14 protein-coding genes are annotated in these 21,077 nt (G+C 56.3%); 2 read left to right on the top strand and 12 right to left on the bottom strand.

The features are described 5' to 3' along the window. Positions 1 to 5 precede the first annotated feature (5 nt). The 5 genes from ETAA8_RS08560 to ETAA8_RS08540 all read right to left on the bottom strand — a co-directional run bounded on the left by ETAA8_RS08560 (position 6) and on the right by ETAA8_RS08540 (position 6,984). Positions 6 to 1,625 carry an efflux RND transporter periplasmic adaptor subunit gene (locus ETAA8_RS08560; RefSeq protein WP_145087484.1) on the bottom strand — a complete coding sequence of 540 codons (1,620 nt, stop codon included), beginning with the start codon at positions 1,623 to 1,625 and terminating at the stop codon, positions 6 to 8. 30 nt (positions 1,626 to 1,655) lie between these two features. Beyond that, a complete protein-coding gene (locus ETAA8_RS08555) occupies positions 1,656 to 2,165 on the bottom strand; it encodes a hypothetical protein (RefSeq protein ID WP_238397705.1) in 510 nt (169 codons plus the stop codon). A 26-nt stretch (positions 2,166 to 2,191) separates the two neighbouring features. Next, positions 2,192 to 3,361, bottom strand: coding sequence for an ABC transporter permease (locus tag ETAA8_RS08550; RefSeq protein ID WP_145087482.1), 1,170 nt, complete (start codon positions 3,359 to 3,361; stop codon positions 2,192 to 2,194). 628 nt (positions 3,362 to 3,989) lie between these two features. Continuing rightward, the gene (locus ETAA8_RS08545) at positions 3,990 to 4,490 is read right to left on the bottom strand and encodes a YajG family lipoprotein (RefSeq protein WP_145087480.1); all 501 of its coding nucleotides are present in this window, start codon (positions 4,488 to 4,490) and stop codon (positions 3,990 to 3,992) included. Between the two features lie 1,054 nt (positions 4,491 to 5,544). After that, positions 5,545 to 6,984, bottom strand: a complete 1,440-nt coding sequence (locus tag ETAA8_RS08540; RefSeq protein ID WP_145087479.1) for a trypsin-like peptidase domain-containing protein — start codon at positions 6,982 to 6,984, stop codon at positions 5,545 to 5,547. A gap of 496 nt (positions 6,985 to 7,480) precedes the next feature. Here ETAA8_RS08540 and ETAA8_RS08535 point away from each other — a divergent pair, with 496 nt between their 5' ends. After that, a complete protein-coding gene (locus ETAA8_RS08535; protein ID WP_202921686.1) occupies positions 7,481 to 7,786 on the top strand; it encodes a hypothetical protein in 306 nt (101 codons plus the stop codon). A gap of 343 nt (positions 7,787 to 8,129) precedes the next feature. Here ETAA8_RS08535 and ETAA8_RS35870 read toward each other — a convergent pair whose 3' ends face one another. The 4 genes from ETAA8_RS35870 to ETAA8_RS08515 all read right to left on the bottom strand — a co-directional run bounded on the left by ETAA8_RS35870 (position 8,130) and on the right by ETAA8_RS08515 (position 15,773). Further along, complete coding sequence (locus tag ETAA8_RS35870) at positions 8,130 to 8,747, bottom strand: ISAs1 family transposase (RefSeq protein WP_145087477.1); 618 nt, start codon at positions 8,745 to 8,747, stop codon at positions 8,130 to 8,132. Positions 8,748 to 8,834: 87 nt separating this feature from the next. After that, entirely contained in the window at positions 8,835 to 9,812 is a 978-nt protein-coding gene (locus ETAA8_RS34470; protein ID WP_202921685.1) for a hypothetical protein, read from the bottom strand. 28 nt (positions 9,813 to 9,840) lie between these two features. Beyond that, positions 9,841 to 12,984, bottom strand: coding sequence for a CHAT domain-containing protein (locus ETAA8_RS08520; RefSeq protein WP_145087475.1), 3,144 nt, complete (start codon positions 12,982 to 12,984; stop codon positions 9,841 to 9,843). Between the two features lie 311 nt (positions 12,985 to 13,295). Continuing rightward, positions 13,296 to 15,773 (bottom strand): heavy metal translocating P-type ATPase, encoded by a 2,478-nt coding sequence (locus tag ETAA8_RS08515; RefSeq protein WP_145087473.1) that lies wholly within the window; start codon positions 15,771 to 15,773, stop codon positions 13,296 to 13,298. A gap of 275 nt (positions 15,774 to 16,048) precedes the next feature. Between ETAA8_RS08515 and ETAA8_RS08510 the strand changes: the two genes are divergently transcribed. Then, positions 16,049 to 16,279, top strand: a complete 231-nt coding sequence (locus ETAA8_RS08510) for a hypothetical protein (protein WP_145087471.1) — start codon at positions 16,049 to 16,051, stop codon at positions 16,277 to 16,279. Between the two features lie 102 nt (positions 16,280 to 16,381). On the opposite strand, the gene ETAA8_RS08505 is transcribed toward ETAA8_RS08510, so the two are convergent. The 3 genes from ETAA8_RS08505 to ETAA8_RS08495 all read right to left on the bottom strand — a co-directional run bounded on the left by ETAA8_RS08505 (position 16,382) and on the right by ETAA8_RS08495 (position 21,048). After that, positions 16,382 to 17,071, bottom strand: a complete 690-nt coding sequence (locus tag ETAA8_RS08505; protein ID WP_145087469.1) for a hypothetical protein — start codon at positions 17,069 to 17,071, stop codon at positions 16,382 to 16,384. Between the two features lie 1,272 nt (positions 17,072 to 18,343). Beyond that, entirely contained in the window at positions 18,344 to 19,198 is an 855-nt protein-coding gene (locus ETAA8_RS08500; protein WP_145087467.1) for a hypothetical protein, read from the bottom strand. Positions 19,199 to 19,818: 620 nt separating this feature from the next. After that, the gene (locus tag ETAA8_RS08495; protein ID WP_202921684.1) at positions 19,819 to 21,048 is read right to left on the bottom strand and encodes an MFS transporter; all 1,230 of its coding nucleotides are present in this window, start codon (positions 21,046 to 21,048) and stop codon (positions 19,819 to 19,821) included. Positions 21,049 to 21,077: the final 29 nt, after the last annotated feature.

Below are 21,077 nucleotides of genomic sequence, written 5' to 3'. Positions count from 1 at the left end.
TTCCTTTACTTTTGGTTCTTTGATTCAGCAGCCATTTGGGGTGCCGAGGCGTTCGCGTTGAGTGAATTCGTTGCACCATTGAGGTTGTGGTCTTCGCCGGTTACGCGAATTCTCTTTCCCGGCGAAAGTTCATCGCGACCCGACACAATGAGCTTGTCGGTGGCAGTCAGTCCTTGAACAACCTCTACCAGTCGATCGGTGCTCGCCTTGCCCAATTGGATCGCTTGCTGACGAGCTCGCGAGGTTTGTAAGTTGGCAACCCACACCGTGGTTCCTTCCGGCGTTGTAGTCACCAATTCCTTGGGAATGAGTTGCCGCAATGGATCTTGGGCGGCAATGTCCTTGTTGCCGGGTAGCTCCGGGGCTAGGAAAGTCACTTGAACTAGCATTTCCGGCTTGATCACTGCAGGCGGGTTGTGAATCAACACTTTCAATTGAAGGGTGTTCTTCTGAATGTCCGCTTGCGAGGTAACCGCGACGACTTCACCTGTTAGCGGTGCTGCTAACGCTGCGGTCGAAATCTGTACCGGCTGACCCATCTGAGCATTGGGAACATCTTCCAGCCGCACATCGGCCCGTACCTGAAGATTTTTCGGGTCGTATAAGCTGACCACCGCGCTAGAGTCTCGTTCCGACGCGGGAGAGAGTCCCATCAAGCGACGTCCAGGTTGAACGTGCAGCGCGAGCACGCGCCCAGCAATGGGCGAGGTGATCGTCATCCGCGCCAAACGTAACTCCGCCGTCTCGACTGCTAGTTTGGCTTGATCCACGCGGGCAGCGGCAATGTTGCAGCCGGCTTCGGCTTCCTTCACACGACGATTCTCGTCTGATTTCAATGTGAGTTGTGAACGAAGCGCAGTCACTCGGTCCTGCCACGACTTCGCTTCTGACTCCAAGCTCTTACTGCGTTGCTCAAGTTCATGAACCGCTGCAGTGGCGGAATCGAGTTCACTCTGAGCACGCTGCACCGAGCGCTGTGGAATCGCATCGCCAACCTTGAGTTTCCCTTCCAAATCTTGCTGGGCTAATTGCAGGCGTGAGTTAGCGCCCTTCAGCAGCAGCGGAATACTCTGCGAATCTGTCGCTACTTTGGCGAGCGACGCTTCGGCCTCGGCGACTGCTGCTTGCAATTGAACGGGATTGGCTAGGCTCGTGTGCGCCGCTTCACACGTCGCTTTGGCCAGTTCAAGCTCCGCATCGCGCAACCGCAGAGCTGCTTTGGCTTCAGCCAGCGAGATTCGCGAATCGGCATCGACAAGTTTGGCTAGAGGTTGACCTAGTTCGACTTCCTGCCCTTCGACTACGAGCAAGGTTTCGACGATCCCTTCCACCTGCGCAGACACAACGGTTGCCGTGGGACGCGGCTCGATCCAACCCGCCGCTTGGAACACAGGAGTACCCGATTGTTGCACTTCGGCACGTGTCAGCACCACCGGCGTGATAGTTACCGACTTAGCTGGCAACAGGCTGTCTTGCAGTGACCAGCCAATGACCGCCGCAAAGGCCACCAAAATTCCCAGCGGCAAGCCATAGCGCGTGGCAAAGTTGCGACGTTTGCCCGCCGTGACGACCGCAGATCCTGACCGATCCACGGCGAGCTGACTTAGATCCACTTGATTGGCCATCGAAGAATCCCTTGCCCAGTTATGGACAGCTCAGTTGCGAACAAAGATGCCAGTTGCGAGTACCGTCAAGTTCCCAGCTTCGTCACGCTTGGCCTTGCCGCGAACGACCACGGTTTGCAATTCCTTCACGCCCAGAAGTTTACGGGCATCGGTTGCCAAAGGCTTATCGCTCGCGTCGACAAACTTCACGATCGCTTTGCACTCGGGTAGTTCATTGGTGCTACAGCAATAATCCCAGGGAGTCGGGCATCCCTCGTCACCAGCACAGGGCGAGAGTGATTTGTCGACGACGAGAAACGCGGCCTGTCCCTCGATCCAAGGTTTTGCATCACCGCCGATACGACCTTCAGCAACGATCTCGTCGCCGTCCTTTGCATCAACTTTCAATTGCTTCACACCCTTCGCTCCCATCGGCTCGGCCGAAAGAAGGAAGGCCTTGCCTTCTGCCGATGGTCCCGCTGCTGGCGGCGTTGCCGCCGGTCCGCAGCCGATTGACAGTGCACAGAAACCTAAGACACCCATTGCCAGTACCATTCGCATGATTGAACTCCCAAAATGAAATGTCTCTAAACCGCTTTGAGTCCATCCACGACCGAATGTTGCATGGCCTTCCAGGCCGGCGGGATTGCGCCGAATACACCGAGCAACAACCCCGTGCCACACCCAACTAAAATCGCCACACTATCCACCCGCAATGCAAACGCCCCCATCGTGAATCGAACGGCGGTGCCGTTGATTACGAAGATGGCGACGACTGCGGCCACCAAGGAAGCCGATGTCGAAAGCAACACGGCTTCTTGGATCAAGCTGGCCACAATGGCCCGCCGCCGATAACCCACCGCTTGCAGGGTCGCCAACTCGCGCACGCGGCCCATGACCGAGCCATACATGGTGTTGAGTCCCGCGAAGACACCCGCACCAGCAACGAGCAGCACAACGAGCCAGCCCAACATGCGCACTGGCTGGTAGTGCTTCTGCAGCGAGGCATAGTATTTGACTTCGCCGATCGCTTGTAATTCCAAGTCGTAGCGTTCCTTGCAGAACAGCTCGACATCGCTGGGAGAAGAGCCATCGGCCATACCAATGGCCACCAAGCTCAAATCCTGCCGTTTGAGGGCGTTTTGAAAATCGGTGAGCGGAACCCAGATCTCCGATTCAAAAGCGGCACCATTGGCTGCGAAATGTCCCGCGATCTTCCATTCGCGTCCATCAAAGCGAATTGTCTTGCCAATTTCTAAATCGGACGCTTGGCAGCTCAGTTTGGCTGCCACGAGTTTGCCAACAATGACTTCACCCGGACCAGGCCAATGACCTTCAGTAACTTGTACCTGCCGACGGACCAGCGGCGCTGCGTGCGAAACGCCGCGGACAATTCCGAACATGGGCGGATCGTTCTCGCGTAGCGATATACGTGTCCCGACATATAGTTCCGGAGAAATCCTCGTGACGCCGAATTGCTTCTCAACTCCCTCCAGGCTCGCTGATAGCAACGAAGCGGAACGAGCCGGAATGGCGGAGTTTTCGATGTCTTCGGCGGCGTTAATAGAGTACACAAGCACTACGTTTGGCTGACCACTGACGGCTAACGAGCTTTCGAGACCGCGAATGAACGCGACGACTACGAAGACCAAAAGCACAACGGTCGACAGCGCACCCAAGGTCAAGGCGCTACGAGCTGGGCGACGCAACAGGTTGCGAACCCCATACTCCCACGGCAGCAAGCGAAGCCGAAACATGCGCAGCGTCCAATCGAAAAAGTAGACTGAATGGAGGGAACGAGCCGACTGCCAAACTTGAGGCAGAAGGAACCCATTCGTGTATTGGTCAAGGGAGACGCCGCAAGCCGCCGATGAAGCGACCGCGAACTGACCAGCAGCGCAAAGAGATGCTTACAGCAAGAGAGAACGGACGGCCAAACGTAGGCTCATTCCCGAGCCATCGCCCGGTAGCCATCGCCAAGTTTCGCTGATCGACTCGCCAATTGCCCGCGATTGCGGGCGCGATTCGACCATCGTCCAAATTGCCAGAGAGTGAACATCCTGTTCGACTTCGACAACACCAATTGTGTTGACCGGGCTATTGCAGAAGCAATCGGTGCAAGATCTCTCTTGCTCGCCGTTGCTGGGCAAGTTTTCGCGGGTACTTTGCTTGCGATGGCAACAACGGCAACCAACTTCCGATCGCACACTGGCCGAAATTGTAGACACGCTCGCCATACATGCGTATGGGCAGCCCACAACTTGGCAAATCATCGCGATGAGAAGTAGCACACGCAACATGTCGACCTCAGGTATCCTTCTCCACAGTTCTAACTCAATTACTGAAAACGTACAATCTCATTAGCTGTTGTCGGTTCTGGGGAGGTTACCGCTTAATAAAAATTCCGCTGGCCATGAGCGCCACGTTGCCGTCAGCGTCGCGGTTTGCGATGCCTTGGACGACCACGGTCTCCTCCTCCTTGATGCCCAACAGTTGACGCGAATCGACAGCAATTGTCTTCCCTTGCTCGTCCACGAATTTGACGACGGTCGTGCTGGCGGCAATCTCGGCAGCACAGTGTGGGCAATCGGGGCCACACTTATCATCAGCGCATGGCAATGGAGCGCCTGTATCGACGAGCAGAAACGCAGCCCGGCCTTCGATCCAAGGCTTGACTCCGCCGCCGACGCGGCCAATTACAGAGACGGCTTCTCCTGTCTTTGCCTTACCCCGGAAGTCGACGACTCCTACCGAGACACTCGGCTCGGCCGGAAGAAGATACCGCGGGTCAGCTGCAACTGCGGTCGGCGTCGGGTTCTTTGCGCAGCCAGCTAAGGCAATGGCTGTGAACAACAAGGCAACAGACGCTGGGAAATAACGCGACATGGTCTATACCCTTTCCGGGGCGATGCATCGTAGTTAACTAAAAAGAAGGGCCAGTCCGCAATGGGACTGCAGCCGCTAGATAGTGTAAACGATTCCGACGTCGGACAAACGTAAATGGAAACGAAGTGGCGCAGGTGTCTGCGACTAAATCGTAAAGCGGCAGAGAGCCGCACAGAGTTCGAGCGCGGTTTCGCTCAAGATTACATCGTGCTCAAGGCTGACCAGGGCTTGTCGTATCTCGTTTGTGACCGCTGGCCAATGTTCAGGGTCAACGTACAAAACGACTGGATCGCACCGCTGAACTCTAGCTTCCTGCGTCTTCAACGCGACCTTTGGTACATGTTGCAAATGGCAGGGGCAACTTGGTGGGCATTCGCAAGGTGCGAGTGGAACTTTTGGATGCAAGCCCTGTTCCGTTTGGGCTTGCTTTGCTGAGCACCCACACCGTCTCGCCCCACAGCTAATGTGGTTGGCATCAGAGTTATCGCCAGCAGCCGCAGAAGCAGCAGTGAAGTGACAGCAGGAACAATAGCCAGCAGCCAGCGGCTGAATCGGCAACATGATCGTTGCCATCCAGACGAAGCCTTGCAGCCATATTCCACTCAGCCGATTCACGCGTCTTAACTCCGATCCAAATTGAGGCGGACTCCTATCGTCAGTATCGTCGAGTACTTGGATTTCCTTCAGTCTGCAAGACCGTATTGGCGAAAACCGCCATTTGTATGGCGTAAGCTAGCGACACACGGCCCGATTCAGTTCAACAATTTGGCACAACTCTGATTAAAACTGCAAGCTTCTATCGAATCAGCTAGCGGTACTATTGCGTTTAGTAAGAGCTTAAAGTGCGGGCCGAGACGATGTTTCGCCCGTCGACGCTGGATCAGTAATCTCCGCTCCACAGCGGTAAATGAAGCTCACGATAAGTCTAATGAATCCGGCGAGAGCGCTTGATCCCGCTGTTATCGCCGGCCAGGTGCGCGGGACACCCTTGGATTTTCCTTTTGGCTCCGATACTCGGAAGTGCACTAGTGCCGCCATGGGTCATTCGTAACTCCTAGCGATCTACGACTATGTGGCGATTACCTATTGGCGAACCAATCAAAATCAATAGACGGTCAGTTTTTTGCAGTTTGTGAATGGCGGACTTGTAATCATCGAGCGTGACAATTGGCTTGCGATCAACTGCAAGAATCAGCATGCCCGCACAGACCCCGGACCTGGATGCCGGCTTGGCGGACAACACTCGGCTGATAAAGAGCCCATTTGCTTTCGTGTGATAGCCCAGACTATCGAGCTGTTGTGGCGATATGGGCTCTAGCTCTATGCCTAGTTCTTCGTCGACAAAAGAATTGGCCGCTGTTGCATAATTCACGATTTCAAGAGATCGGGGCCCGGGAGATGCAAGCTGCTCCAGCATCACCTTTACAAGCAACGTTTTGCCTTGACGATTGATCACAACTTCATGCGATCTGGTAACATCCCCTTTTTCAATCAATTCAGATAGAATCGTCGATGTGCCGAGTTGTTTGCCGTCGAATGCCAGTATCACATCGCCAAGTGCGATAGTGTCGCTTGCTGGCGACCGCGGCGCCACGGAAGTGATAATCACGCCGGTGGCTTCACGCATTCCAAGCGCCGTGGCGATGTCCTGCGTTACCGGCTCAAAGTGGCAACCGAAGTAGCCGCGGCGTACCATCCCCAATTGAATCAACTGGCCCGCGACATCTAGGGCCGCGTTAGCCGGAACGGCAAAACTGATGCCGGCGAAGCCAGCCGTTTCTCCGTAGCTGCCCTCGCAGACACCGACAACCTCTCCGCGAGTGTTTAACAAAGCTCCGCCCGAGCTGCCTGGGTTAGAACCTGCATCTGACTGAATTAGCTGCGCCCGAGGCACTTCAGGGATTTCCCGATCTACGGCGCTCACAATGCCGGCGCTAATTGAATCTAATAGTCCGTAGGGATGTGCCACAGACAGAACCCAATCGCCTTTCTCCAGCTGAGCTGAGTTGCCAAACTTTGCCGGTAGCATGCCGGCTGCGTCCGGTACGAAAAGGACCGCCAGATCCGACAGAGGGTCGCTTCGGACTTCCCGGGCTTCTAGACGCCTCCCATTCGCCAAAGTTACAAACACCGACTCGGCATGTCCGATGACGTGATTGCAGGTGAGAATGTATCCCCTTTTGTCAATGATTATGCCTGTTCCATACCCGCCGCCTCTGCATTCAGGCTGAAAGTGTCCGGGGTGCGCAGTGCGATCTGAGAAATGCTCGGCCGGAATCATCTTAGGAGTACATTCCGCCCGATCACATTTGGCATCGACAAGGACCAGTGAAGGCTGGGCTGATTTTGCTGCGTGGCGGAATTGTGCCGAAAGCTCAAAAAGATTGCTCTTGGTTTCTATGGGTGGCTGACCAGACACTGCTGCGCCAATCATTGTTGTGAATGCGATTGCCAAATGGGGCAACTTCGTTAGCCAAGGGAAACGTCGTGTCATGGGTATCCTTTTCCGTGCTCAGGCCGCACGAGCCGTGCGCAGGTAAGTGGAACTGATTTAGCTGTGCCATGGGTGTTACAGCAAATTCTGCGTTGCACGCGATGTGTACGCGTAAATTTGCGTCGGATTTCGCAGAATTGTGGGGCGTGGTCAAGAGAGTAACCATATCTACGCGTCACACTTCCAACTGGTTTGCAAACGAAGACATCCAGGTGGTGGGTGGGCCGCTAGCGGGGAACTCAATCCATGTTGAATCGGTATGCGGAACTTTTGGCTGCGGCGAGAATTGGCACCGCCATCACCTCGATCTGAATTGCCGTCACAATGACTACAGAAGCTGACCGGCGACGCAGGAGGCGAAAACGCTCCAGTTTTTAAAGTGTTACTTAGACTGAACTTACGGATTCTTGGTCGGTTTGGCACAACGCGTGCAATTGATGGTTGATCAATGACGGCCTGGTGGCAGTCAGCGGAGAACCAACACAAGGATCTGCAAATGCGACGGCTTTCGATCGGACTTTTGACTGTAGCGGCGTTGTTCATCGCTAGCGCAACCACGGCGAATGCCGCAGGTTGGGGACAACACAATGGGCAAAGCGGCTACGGGCAGCACGGCGGCTATGGGCAGCACGGCGGCTATGGGCAACACGGCGGCTATGGGCAACACGGCGGAGGTTACGGTCACGGCGGAGGTTACGGTCACGGCGGAGGTTACGGCGGCTACCAATATGGCGGTTATGGGTACGGCGGGTACGGACAAGGCAATCATTACCACCGCCCCGGAATCTCAATTCGCTTCTAAAGCGAGGCGCAAACAGACAGTTGATCACCGCGCTAGTCCGCAACAGCGCAGCGGACTAGCGACCTAGGTTAGGAACTCGGGTAAGATCCGAGCGAAAAGTGACTTGGTTTTGATTTGCAGTTGGGCACTTGTCCGCCGGTTTTTGCAATCGGGATCATGCTCTGTCGCCCGGCTTTAGTTTTCGCCTAGTGGAGGTCTACCGCTCTTAATTTGCGGTCGGTTAGTTCTGCAACTTCGACAGGTCGAAGGGTTTTGAGAAGATTGATCTCGTGGGACTCCAAGCTTGGCTGTGCTGGGTGGTTACCCGCTATCTCCCGGCAGCGATAAATGCCGCCGATCGTTTTCACGCCGGGCCAGCGGCGGAACACCTCCGATCCTTGGGAACCGGGATCGCCGCGACCTCGCGCGTCTCCTGACGGTCGCGATTTTTCTCGCTCACTTGGCAACGCCGCAGCTTGGAATCTTCCTCTTCGAAGGCCTGCACCATCGCGCTTTGCACGGCCGCTTGCAGCGTTTCTTGATTGCCTTTGACCATCAGCACAAAGTCTGCCTCCTTCGCGATGATCTTCTCCGCAGTCTCGCGCTGGCAGTGCATGGCGTCGGCGGTGACCACCGCGCCGCTCAGGTCGAGCATGTCGATCAGTTGCTGCACGGCAGGAATCTCATTGGATTTCTCCGCGCCGACAATGCCAGCAGCCTTCACGCCGTTGATGGCTTCTTGATAGAGGGCCAGTTGATCGGGGCTGGTCTCGGTCGCCGAGACCGACATGGCGGGATCAACCTTGCAGCTGGCCGAAGCCAATTTCTTAGCGGCCGTTACCTGGTCGAGATTTGCCGAGTTCTTCGTTGCTTCGCAAACCTTCGCCAGGCGATCGAGCGCTGCAGTGTCGCGCTTATCAGCCGCAACTTTGGCAGCCAGTTCGAGCAGTTGCTTCGAGCTGATGGCCTTGTGGCCGCTCATGTCCAGATTTGGAAACTTACGGAAATAAAATAAACCGGCGCAGAGGTAAAGCTGCGCCGGCTCTCTTCCTCTCAAGCATCCAATTGCTTACGGGTGCCACCCATGTCCTCCACCATGGTGTCCACCACCGTGATGACCGCCATAGCCTCCGCCGTGGTGACCGCCGTAGCCACCACCGTAACCGCCGTGGTGACCGCCATAGCCTCCGCCGTGGTGACCGCCGTAGCCACCACCGTAACCGCCGTGATGACCGCCGTAGCCACCACCGTGATGACCGCCATTCACAATGTCACTCACCCCGTGGAGAATGCCGCCAATGCCGGGGCCACGGCTCGCTTGCTTCAACTTCGTCAGCGTTTCGCTCAGCGGTTGGTCGCCTTCTTTGGGCATCGCACTGCGAGCTTCACCCATGATCCGTTTGAGATGAACTCGTTGCGATTCAGAGAGAGTGCCCAAAACACTTGTTTTGTCGTTCAACCCGGCGTCTAAGTTTTCGAAGTACGAAGCGTCGCCAACGATCCCGGCACCGCGCGCACCATTGATGGCATTTTGGTAGAGTGCCAATTGTTCAGGACTCGTCTCGGCCACCGACAGCGACATTGCGGGATCGATCTTGCGGCTTGCACCAGCGAGTTTTCGCGCCGCGGTCACTTGCGTCAATGCTTCAGTGTTCTTTGTCGACTCACAAACCTTGGCGAGCCGGTCGAGCGTAGCAAGATCACGCTTGTCGGCGGCAACTTTTGAGGCCAGTTCAAGCAGTTGCTTTGAACTAACGGCCTTGTGACTGCGCATAAGTATCCGCTCGCCTTCGGCCAATTGCAGCGCGCAGTCGGTCATTAGGGCGGCATCGAGTTGATCCCAGGCTCGCCCGAGCATCATTAAGTCGACATAACGATCGAACGCCGGATCGTAAAGATCGGGTGCTGAACTCGCGGGTGGAGTCGCAGCAACCGCCGCAGGCGAAGGTGCGAGCTTGCCTTCTTGGGCGGTCGAGTCGAGTAGAAACGGCACGCTGACCAACAGCGCCACCGCGGATAACGCGGCGTACTTCACATTCTTTAGCATGAGCAAACTCCCAATAAAGTTACAACCACTATCGCATTGGACGTTCCAACGCGATCAATTCACTTCCAGAAACTGCATAGACCGACCAGAAATACGGATGCATCCAAGGGTCTCCTGCCCCCTCTTTGCGACGATCGGCGAGAAAAGTGCGTTGTGCGTCGGCCAGCGCCGTTGCGGCAGATTTTCCGGCGACCAACTCGCTAAAAAAGGACTTCATGAGCATTGGGCCGGTGCCGTCATAAACGTCCCACAGACCGGACACCACTGTCGAAGCACCTGCGTTCAGCAGTGAACGCTCCAAACCAAACAGATCATCGCCAGGCAGTGGCGAACGATCGGCCAGCCCCGAATAGCATGCACTGAGTACCACAAGTTGTGACTTCACGTCGCTGCTGAACAATTCACCCGCAGTAAGCAAGCCATCGCTGTCGGCTTCGGCATTGCATAGCAAGTAACTGGTGAGCGGAAGATCAGCCACATTCTGACCATGTGTGCCGATGAACAACATGCCGGGCTGGCGAAACGCAGTGAGAATGTTTCCTTCTGTCGCATCGTCGGCGGAAAGTACCTTTGTCAACCGCGCTCCGAACGCTTCATTCAGATTGGCCAAGTCCACCTCAACACCTGGGAGCGGCGCGGCTTGCGCAAATTCCACGATGCCGACGGCCTGCACTTGAGCGAACTTGCTCTCCTTCGCGCGAAGCAAACTCCAGGCAGCCAGTGACGGCGCCCGGCTGATCGAAAACGGTTCGTCAATTAAAAACTGCGGCTGCGGTAATTCCAGTTTGCCACGCGCCACGGGATCAAGTTTCGTCACGAGGGCAGCGAAGGGAAAATAGTGCAGCACGTGATGCGGCACGAAGACGACATGCTTGGCTGTCTTCAATTCAGCGCGGATCTTGTCTGGCAGCAGTTCCCCGCAGAAGCGATGCAGTTCGTCTTGCCAGGCGTGGTCAAAACCATTCCCAGCCGACGCGCGGCGGAACATTTTGTTGGCCTGGCCTTCGAATTCGACAAGCAGCGTTTGCACGCGGCGGATCAAGTCGCGTGACTCGAGTGGTTTGCCCCTTTGATCGACTAACTGAAAGGCTTGCACTTCGCCGCGGGGATTGATCACAAACGCCCAGGCTCGTTCGGTGCCGAGAAAATACTCGACCGCTGCGGTATCAGTGGGCCAGGCGGCAAGGAGGTTGTCGAGCGAATCAGAATTCACTTCGCTTGTTTTGGTCACGCCGCGTTGAATCAATACTTCCTGCAGCGAACGGGCTTTCGCACTTTCAGCCATACGGAGGGCTGCTCGTGCATCGCCTTGCTTCAGTAGCAACTCGATGATCCGTTCATAGACAAAGGCGCGTCGCGCAAAAAAACCGGCGCGACTGCGACCGGTGCGATCGGCGGGAATTCGCGAACGAAGCAATTCAGTTAGCAATTGCGAGGTTTGCAAATGACGCAGCGCGACGGCGGGATCTTTTTGTTCCAGCAGTCCCAGTAACCGCTCGATGCTCTCCACGCCAGGAAGCGATTCGGCTTCAACCCAAGCGTTCAATGCCTGCTGGGCGTGACTTTTCGCAGCGGCATTTTCTTCACTGCGGTAGGCCAACTGAGCCAACGCTTCATTTGCGGCAGCCCGTGTCACGGCATCGAGTTGCTTGCCTTGCGAAACCACTTGCGTGGCATGTTCAGCAGCAATCTTCTTCGCAGCGGTTTCACCAGGGACGAATCGTCGTTCACCTGCGGTGGGCAGATCGAGCACGCGAATCAAATCGGCGAGCAAGTTGTACAAACCAGCCAGATTAATTCGCACACCGGCAGCAAGTGCGGGATCGAGTTTTTCGGCATGCCCGAGTGCTTGTTCGAAATTAAAGAGTGCTCCCGACCAATCGTCGAGCGCTCGCAGGATGGGAACCGCGGTTCCGGTCGCCGTCTGAAACGCGTGATTGTGAACCTGATCACGGGCCCGGGCGAAGAGCATGCCGCCGTAGTTGTTGTGAGCGCGAAACAGATCGGCAGCCTCACCGCCTTGCAATCCGTGAATCGCCGCGCGATAGAGTTCGTCAGCGGGCTCCATTCCGTTACTGCCCGATTCAGCCGCAATCACCGCGCGATACAACAGTTGCAAAGCTTGGGCCCGCGGCGTTGCTGCAGCAGCCGGCAGGGCGAGCGTTTTTTGCGCGGCGGCCCAGTTTCCTTCTTGAATCGCTGCCCGGGCGAGGTCGATGACTTCAATGCCCGTGGTTGCTACGTCGATGGGAGTCTTACCATCAACGACTGTCAGCTTCTTCCAGACGCGATCACGCAGTCGGACGAACCAAACTTCCTTCGACAGAGCCACGGTCTTTCTCGCTGCTGCATCCAAGCGATCGAGTGCATCAGCCGAGTAGCTGCGCACTTCACCGTCTTCATCAGGTTGCACGCTCAGGTGTTGGACAAGAGCAAGCAGATAGGCGGGCGAATCGATACCAGCGACTTTTGCGAGTTGATCGAGTGGTGCGAGTAACGCAGCGCTTGTACGTTCATCCGCGACACGAAAACTGGTCAGCGGGCCGGTGCCGATTCGCAACGAATAGTCGCCCGGGGTTAATCCTGCCTTCAACGCTTCGGGCAACTTAGCAATTTCTTCCCAGCGAAGTTCGGCTTGTCCTGCAGCAAACGGGATCGTCCGCAGTTCCTTGTTGCCGCGGCGGAGCTTCACTTCCGTGGCAGGGAACTTTGTCGCGCCCGCATCGGGCTGGCGGCGGAAAGTGATTCGTCCGTCCAAGCAGATCCCTTGATCGGCAGGTGTGACAAATTGCAAACCAACCGCGCGGGTGACAACTTGCCCCAGCAGTTGTTCGGGTTGAAAGGTCATCGTTTCAGAACCGGACGCAGAAGCGGAACCGCCGCCGCTGCGTGTCGCAGCCCGCAGGTTCGCCGCAAGTTCACTGGGCGCACCAGTGAGGTTCAGTTTGCCCGGCAGCACGGCCCATTGTTCGGGTCCGCCGCGGCTCCAAACGGCGATGCCGGTTTGCTCATCGCGACCACTGGCCGGCACTTGATACGGCACGACCTCGACGCGCGCATCCGCCGTCAGTCGAATCAGAAATCCATCAGCGGCGTTGACCGCCGTGGCCGCGCATAAAATGAGCAGACACAGAGCCAGCGACCGCCGGGCGGTATGCAAGTGCAGGTGCATAGTTCACCGGGGTTGGTTAAAGGGGTGCGCAGACACAAACGTAGCTGCGTCCCAAACCGGACAAGCAATTCTCTCAAGAACAGATAAACCCAGAGAAAATCGCATAGAAGGACAGTAACTCGCCGGGGGGCAAAATACTACCGTTAAAATGGCATTTTCAGTGAATATGGGGCTGTCGGGTCGAAAGAACCAGAAGGGCAACCATCGGCACGCTATTCCAAAATAAGCATAGCGACCACTAGAGCCACATCGGTGATGTGCATCAAATTTCGAGGAGACGGCGGGGGCAGGCTATTCTAGTAGCGGCTTGCTCACGCTCGCATCCGTCCATTCGGCGGCGACACTTCATATGCTAACAGCCGGAGGGCATTAAAAACGACCAGGAGTGTCGAGCCCTCATGGAACACAACGGCTAAGCCGATTTGCAGTCCGAACACGGTCGCGGGCACCAGAAAGGCGACCATGCCGAGGCTGAACCAGAGATTCTGCCGGATGATGCGGCTGGTTTGTCGGCTTAGACCGACGGCAAACGGAAGATGGTTTAGGTCGTCCGCCATTAACGCCACATCCGCAGTTTCCAGTGCCACGTCAGAGCCGGCCGCGCCCATCGCGATGCCAACGGTGGCATTGGCCATCGCCGGAGCGTCGTTCACGCCGTCGCCGACCATCGCCACGCCCTCCTGGGCGCTGAGCTTCTTGATCGTCTCGACCTTGTCGTCGGGCATCAGGTCACCCAGAGCTTCGTCGATCCCGACTTCCTGGGCGACTGCGCTGGCGACCTGTTGATTGTCGCCCGAGAGCATGATCATTCGCTTGATGCCCAACTCCTTTAGGCGGACAATCACGTTCTTGGCCGCTTCACGCGGCGTATCCATCAAACCCAACACACCGAGGTAGGCCTCGCCGCGCCGGACCACCATCGTCGTGCGCCCGCTGGCTTTCAGCTTCTCGATCGATGCCCGCAGCGAATCCGGCAGCGGGGGGCCCGCAATTTCGGCAAACAGTTTGTCCTTACCGATATAAACCGGCTGGCCATCCACGGTGGCTTTGACACCGCGGCCAGTGATGCTTTGCACGTCCTGAGCCTGTAAGTCCGAACCGCTCTTCAGCCGCTCCTTGCCTCCTTCCACCACAGCGGCTGCCAGCGGATGATCGCTGAGTTTCTCGACGGCCACTGCGACTCGCAATAAATCCTCTTCGGAGGCGCCTTCGGAACTCATCACGTCAGTAAGTCGCGGCTTTCCTTCAGTCAAGGTGCCAGTCTTATCGAATGCGATAGCGCCGAGCCTTCCCAGGTTCTCTAGCGGCCCGCCGCCTTTGACGAGCACTCCGCCGCGCGCCGCACGGGCCACGCCGCTTAAAACCGCGCTCGGCGTCGAGATGGCCAGAGCACAGGGACTAGCCGCCACTAATACTGCCATCGCGCGATAGAACGACTTGCTGAACGGTTCAGCGATCACCAAGCCGGCGAACAGCAGCAGCACGACCAACGCCAACGCTGCGGGAACAAAATAGCGCTCGAACTTGTCGGTGAATAGCTGCGTGGGCGATTTTTGCGTCTCGGCTTCATTCACCATTTGAACGACGCGGGCCAGCGTGGATTCACTTGCGAGCTTGGTCACTTGAATCTCCAGAGCGCCGCTGCCGTTGATCGTGCCGGCGAACGCGCGATATTGCGGATCGAGCCGATCGGCATTCGCAGCCGCCAGCTGCGGATCATCCACAGCCCGTTTGTCCACGGGCACGCTTTCACCTGTAATTGGGGCCTGATTGATGCTCCCCTCCCCCTTGATCACAAATCCGTCGGCGGGCAGCCGCTCGTTCGGTTTGACGATCACAACATCTCCGACCTTGAGTTCTTCTACCGGCACTTCTTGAGTTTTGCCGTCGCGACGGACGACTGCGGTTTGGGGCGCGAGTTTGGCGAGGGCCTCGATCGCCCGTTTGGCGCGACCCATCGCATAGTTTTCCAGTGCGTGTCCGATGCTGAATAGAAACAGCAACAGCGCACCTTCAAACCATTCTCCCAGCGTCGCGGCGCCAATGGCTGCCACCAGCATCAGGAAATCAATTTCAAAGCGACCGGCGCGGATATTCTCGATAGCTTCGCGAAAGGTGAAATAGCCGCCAAAGAAATACGCCGTGAGATAGCAACCCCACGGCACCCAGGGCGAGATGCTGGTCCAGGACAGCAACCATCCGATGAGCAGCAGCCCACCGCATATTCCAGCAAAAATCAGCTCCGTATTCTCACCAAAAATTCCGCCATGTTCATGATCGTGTTCTTTCTCGGAAGGCTTTCCTGCTGGTTGGGGTGGCTGGGCCTGCTGCGGCGGTGTTGACTGTGGGCCGATTCGCACTCCGGTCTTCTTGACCTCCTCCCGCAATGCTCCTTCGTCGATGGCTTGCCGATCAAATTCGATTCGCAGAACGCCGGCAGGAGAGGCGGCAGCTTCGAGTACCCCCGCGATCCGCCTCGCGCGCGACTCGACCGTGCGCGCCTGACGAGCGTGCATCGGTTCCATTTTGAGCAGCAAATGCCCGAACCGCTGGTCGAGTTCCAAGCCAGCCTTGCGGGCTAAGTCGCGAACTTCACTGATTGAGAGCTGGTCGGGATCATAATGAATGCAGAGCTGAGCAGGCCCTTTGTCTTTATCGTCGGCAAGGTGTGCAGTTTCAATTCCTGGTTTTGCTTTCAACAGGTCGCCAAGTCGCTGAACGCACCGGTCGCGTGCGTCGGGCACTGTGGGCAACAACAGACCAACTTCAATCCGCGTCTTTTCAGTCATCGATTCACCAAAGATCGCAATGGCCGGGAAATTCCGACACGGGACGAATTATAGGGCTGCGGGGCATCCTCACCTTTCCGATGAAGCATTTTTGCACTCGGCAGATTTCCAAGGCTTTGGCGTTCGCGTGCGACAGGACTTCGCTCGCACACTAAAGGGCCATGCACACAGCAATCTCGTCTAGGCGGATACCCAATCTCGACCGTACCATTCGCACCGGAAACAAAATCAAAACCCCGCATCGCCAACACTACGGCCGCCGAGACCCAAACTACATGAAGCTCAAACTCAACCAACTGCACCACCTCTCGCAACCTACCTACCGCGGTGGTGATGATGATGCGGGGCAACGTATCCACCATACCCACGACCTCCGTATCCAGTCACAGGTGGAGCATAATCACTCGGCGAATAACTACCGCTCATTGCAGTCCCAACTCGATAAACTTGCGGGTGATGATGATGGCGGTGCCCAGCTCCCAACGCATCGTTGGCGGACACCGTGACGAGAGTAAAGATTGCGACGCCAACTGACAGCATGCACTTGCTCACGATTCATTCCCTTTCAATGGCTTTGAAACTATCGAATATAGACTGAACAGCTACGCCTACTTTTTCTTGCTCGACGCTGCCGGCGGTTTGTTCGTAGCATTGAGCGATTGCAGCACTCCCTCGGCCTGCGCGATTACCGTCCTGGCGGCCGCCGCAGCATCGGATGCTTTGCGGTACTCATGCAACGGCTTCATCCGAGCAAATCCAGTGACAATGGCCTGTTGTTTCGCGGAATCAATGTCTTGGCGGACCTGTGTCAAGGCTTCGGAAGTCTGCCGCCAATCTTCGTCTGCTCGAAACAGCGCCGTGCGAACGTCGTCGATTTCACGACCAGCAGTTCTGACCCGCAAAAGTGCGAACAAATATGGCTGGTGACTTTCTAAGACCTCGTTGGCTGCAGTCGTAAGGGCGACGCCTTTAAGGCCTATCAGTTTGGTCGACACGTCCGACTGAGATAAAAGCTGCGCTTTGATGGACGCCAGTTCACGCTTCGCTTGGGCAATCTCGGTGGCCGCGCGTCCATAGGGAGTATCGACCGATTGCTCGCCGAGAATCTCGTGTTCGATCTCCGTCAGTTCTTTCAACAGGCCATGCTCCGTTTCGTGGGCTTGTTTGAAAGCGTCAGTCGCCTGCTGCATCTTGCTGAGCGACGAGGTCAGTTGAGTTTGGGCGTTGCCGCCTTGAGACTCCGCCGCGGACAACACTGTCTGAGCAGCAGCAATTTGAGCTTGGGCCTGCTGAATCATCGCTTGTCGCCGGGCCGCAGCCGCAGCCGCCGAACTTTTGCCGCGGCCTGACCGACGGGAACGAGCACTGGCACACATCGGTGCTAAGCACACGGCGCCGCAAATTGTGATGGCCAGCGCCAAGCGGACATAAGGGTTTGAAATACCCGAGAATATAAGCACAAAATCTCCTTTGCTTTACCAGAATGAAAATCAGATTCGCATTCAGACGGGTGGAGTACGGCTGCAGAAGCGCAGCACAGATTCTTCTGGAAATTGCCGCGAACTACGCAAGAAATCAGTTCAAGAGGAGCTGATTGAAGAGATGAATGCGCACGGGCAGAAACACGAATTTCTGCGTGTTGCCCACCGGATTCTGAGACTTGGCCAACAAGTTGGGAAGTTTGCTAAAGGGGACGACCGCCAAACCGTCGGCCGTCGTTTTCGCCATCTCTGCAGTTGACGCACCGATAAACGTGCACGATCCGTGATCGCAATTTTCGCCCGGGCACTCCGAACCAGGAGTAGATTTGTCGGAATCAGCGTGATGGCAACTGTGCGAGGCATGAGAATCGGCCGGCATCGCGACCAGGCAGAAACGCGAACTTCCTCCCATCGCGTGCGAGTGGTGCGTACAGCAACCCACCCCCAGGTGAAAGAGGAAGGCAAAACAGCTCAGGATTGAAATGATGGGACGCATTTGGAACCGCTGCAAATTAACCACATCGTCAAAGTATCAGCCGGTTCGCTGCGAAGTCAAGCTTCGCAGGCCGGTTTTAATTGACAGCGTAGGTTGCGCGTGTTCAGGGGGAGTCGGCTCCACGTGGTGTTCGTCAGCCCAAGACAGTATCGATCTGAGCAATCGTAAGCTTCGATTTAGTCCACGGCGGAATACCCTGTTCGAGGACTTAAAAAAACTCATGAAGCGAGCGGTTTGCCTTCAGCCTGCAGAATCAACCGGCACAAGCAGTCGCGGGCAGGGAAGAACCCATTTGCCCGTGCGTTCGTAATGTTCATCGGCCCAACTCAGCGGGACGCAAGTTATCCGGCAAGTATCGCGCTTGCTCTAGCTCATTTGACAATGTCACCAAGGAATGATCGCTTCTTTCTGGGGAGTGACTCTATTTGTGCAGTTTTCCAAACACGTGATGGACTGCGCGATCACTTCCGTTAGTGACATCAGGAGGAACGATTCGCTGAAATGGTTAATGGTTTTCATGTCAACTCTCAGAATGAAACACACATGCGGGCGAAATTGGAAGTGTTGTCATTTGCTGCGATCTTGATCGCTGATCACTTCTTTGTTTTGGAATTGGCAGATTTGGTGGGGGCAGTGCTCGCTCCCAACTTGCTGAGGATCTGTTGCGATTGCGCCATCGACTCGCGAGCCGCAGCCACGGCCTGCTGAGCGGTTTTGATCTGTTGTTTGGGTTCGGACTTGTCCTTGGCCGAGCGATACAAATCAGTGGCCGCCTCACGCTCATCCCGATGCGCTTCAGCCAGTTGGGCTTGCGTTTCCAGCCACTCCTTATCCTTGTGAAAGAGTTCGCGCTTCAGCGCTTCTTGCTTGTCGCCGAGCGCCGTCAGCGTGGACTTGTGCAAGGTATAAGCAGGATCGTTCGCCAAAGCCGTTTGGCGCAGGCGGAAAGCGGCCGGCCCGCCATCGGTGGCACGTGCTTGCTCGTACCTGCGGATGAAGTCCGCCGACTTGGTAAGCCGTTTCTCGGCTTGAGTCATTTGCAGTTTGGTCGTGCGAATTTCCTCCACGAGGCGAGCGTACGAGGAATCCGCCGATTGCTCGGAGAGGATGTCTTCTTCAATTTCAGCGAGATCCAGGGCTATCTCCTTGGACGCCGATCGAGCATTTCGCAATTCAGATGCTGCACCGTTCATTTCAGCGAGAACCGCTTGCAAGCGTGCCTCTGCACCGGCGCCGGCGCCTTGAGCGGCGGCCAACACGCTCTGAGCCGCTGCATACTGCGATTGTGCCGCTGTGATGGTCTTCTCTCGCCTGGCTTTGGCAGCAGCTGCATTGCTACGGCTTCGGCTTCGCCGGCGAGCGAAAGCCGGTTCCGCAAACGAGATGCAGAAAGCGATTGTGAAACAGAGGACGATGAGGGTTTTGAAACGAAGAATGGAAGATTGCATGGCATTACCTGATGTGATGGGTGTAGTTAGTGGCGCAGCAGTTCCGCACCGAGTGGGCGCAGTAGCAGCAGCCAAGTTGCACAATCTCGCGTTTGGCGCGGGATCTGGGACATCAGGATCGCAAGATGCTGAACCGCAATGGAAGCGGCAGCGTGGGCGCAAAGGAATCGAAGAAGTGAGTGCGAGCTATACACACGTCCGGGGCGATGTTTGCCCGGCAAGTTTGCTGAGCTGGAGCAGAAAGCCACGAAATTAATTGAGCGGATCGAACTAGAGGATCAGTTAGGCTTTGGCTTGACTCGAAGTTCAGCAATGGCACTTCCTGCTCGTGTTGCAGGTCGCTCGGCGCGGTCCCTTTCCTTACCGGAAGGCTCACATGCAGATGCCAACCCGAGTGCGCATCTGCATCCGTGCCGACGGTGGCACGGTGGTGCAAATGTTCCATCGATGAGGAGAATTGACGATCACGAGATCCGACCAAGGAACAATGCGAATGTGCATATGGAACCGGGCCCTGCCAAGCAGCACAGACGAGCAAACAGCGCAGCACCCATCCAAGTGGCTTGAAGGGCGACCTACTGAGTTTGAAGTTGAGCATGGCTTTTGTGAACCGCAATTCTCTATCGCAGTTTGGGGTGTTTACAGAATAAGAGCACGGTTAGAACTCCAAGTACGAGAAGCAATCCAAATCCGATGAAGGCAACTTGGATCCCGGAATATCTTGCTATCAACGCACCAATGAGTCCTCCCAACGGCTGTGCGGTCCGGAAGGATAACTGCTGGACAGCGCTGATTCGCCCGCGAAGTTCATCAGGAGTTTCGAAAATCAACTGCGTTCCGAGTTCAATCATGGCACCTACAAATGCGCAGCCTGCAATCAGGGCTATGGCGACTGCAATTGCCAAGGTGCTAGTGAAAACAATCGCAACGTGACAGATGGCACAGATGATTGCTGCGCCGATGATCCATTTCGGCAACCGTGATGGCCGCAAAAATGTAAGAAGTGCACCGGCCAACGCGGCTCCTACGCCAAATCCAGATAACAGCATGGAGTACCCGGCGGCGCCTTCGTTCAGCACGCCTTTGGCAATTACTGGCAGAAGCGTCACCATCGGGGCTCCGCCAAATGCAAGTATTAACACAAGCGCAATCGAGAGCCGTACGTTTGTGTTGTGCCTGAGGAAATCCAAGCCTTCCTTGGCACTTTCCAGTGCAGATGCTTTGCGGCCAAGTGGTTTCGCTAGACTTGGAACTGCTAACAATGCGAAAATCAGCCCCAAGTAAGTCAACGCATTCAGAATGAAACACCAGCCGGCTCCCACCGACACTAATGCCAGCCCGCCAATCGCAGGGCCCACGGCGCGTGCGACGTTGTACTGGAACGAATTCAGGGCCACGGCGTTTGGGATGTGATCTTCACCCGCTGCTGTAGGAACCAGCGATTGACTCGCTGGCGATGCAAGAGCGGCCACCATTGCAGACAAGAGTGAACCTATGAGCAGATGCCAGACTGCCAGACTTCCGCTCCACCAGATTGCGGCGAGCGCTATTGCCAGTATCGCGTTCAGGATGTTCGCCAGTATTAGGACACCCCGGCGGTCGAAGCGGTCTGCTAACACGCCGCTAAACGGCAACACGAGGAACGTCGGGATCGCCGCCATGGCTGCGTCAAATCCCAGCCATGCTTCGGAGTTGCCAAGTGTGAAAACGAGCCATGCAGTCGCTACACGCTGCATCCACGAACCGGAATTGCAAACGAAAGTAGCAATCCAAAGCCAACGAAACGTCCGGTGCTCCAAGGCCTGAAGGGGAGCCGGCCATTTATGCGGATGATCGTCAATCAGGCCCAAGGAAAAAAGCTCCTGAAACGGAATTCCTC

The sequence above is a fragment of the Anatilimnocola aggregata genome (assembly GCF_007747655.1).
GTDB classification, from domain to species: Bacteria; Planctomycetota; Planctomycetia; order Pirellulales; family Pirellulaceae; genus Anatilimnocola; species Anatilimnocola aggregata.
The sequence above is the reverse complement of the archived record's forward strand: the minus strand, read 5'-3'. Positions and strand labels throughout refer to the sequence as shown.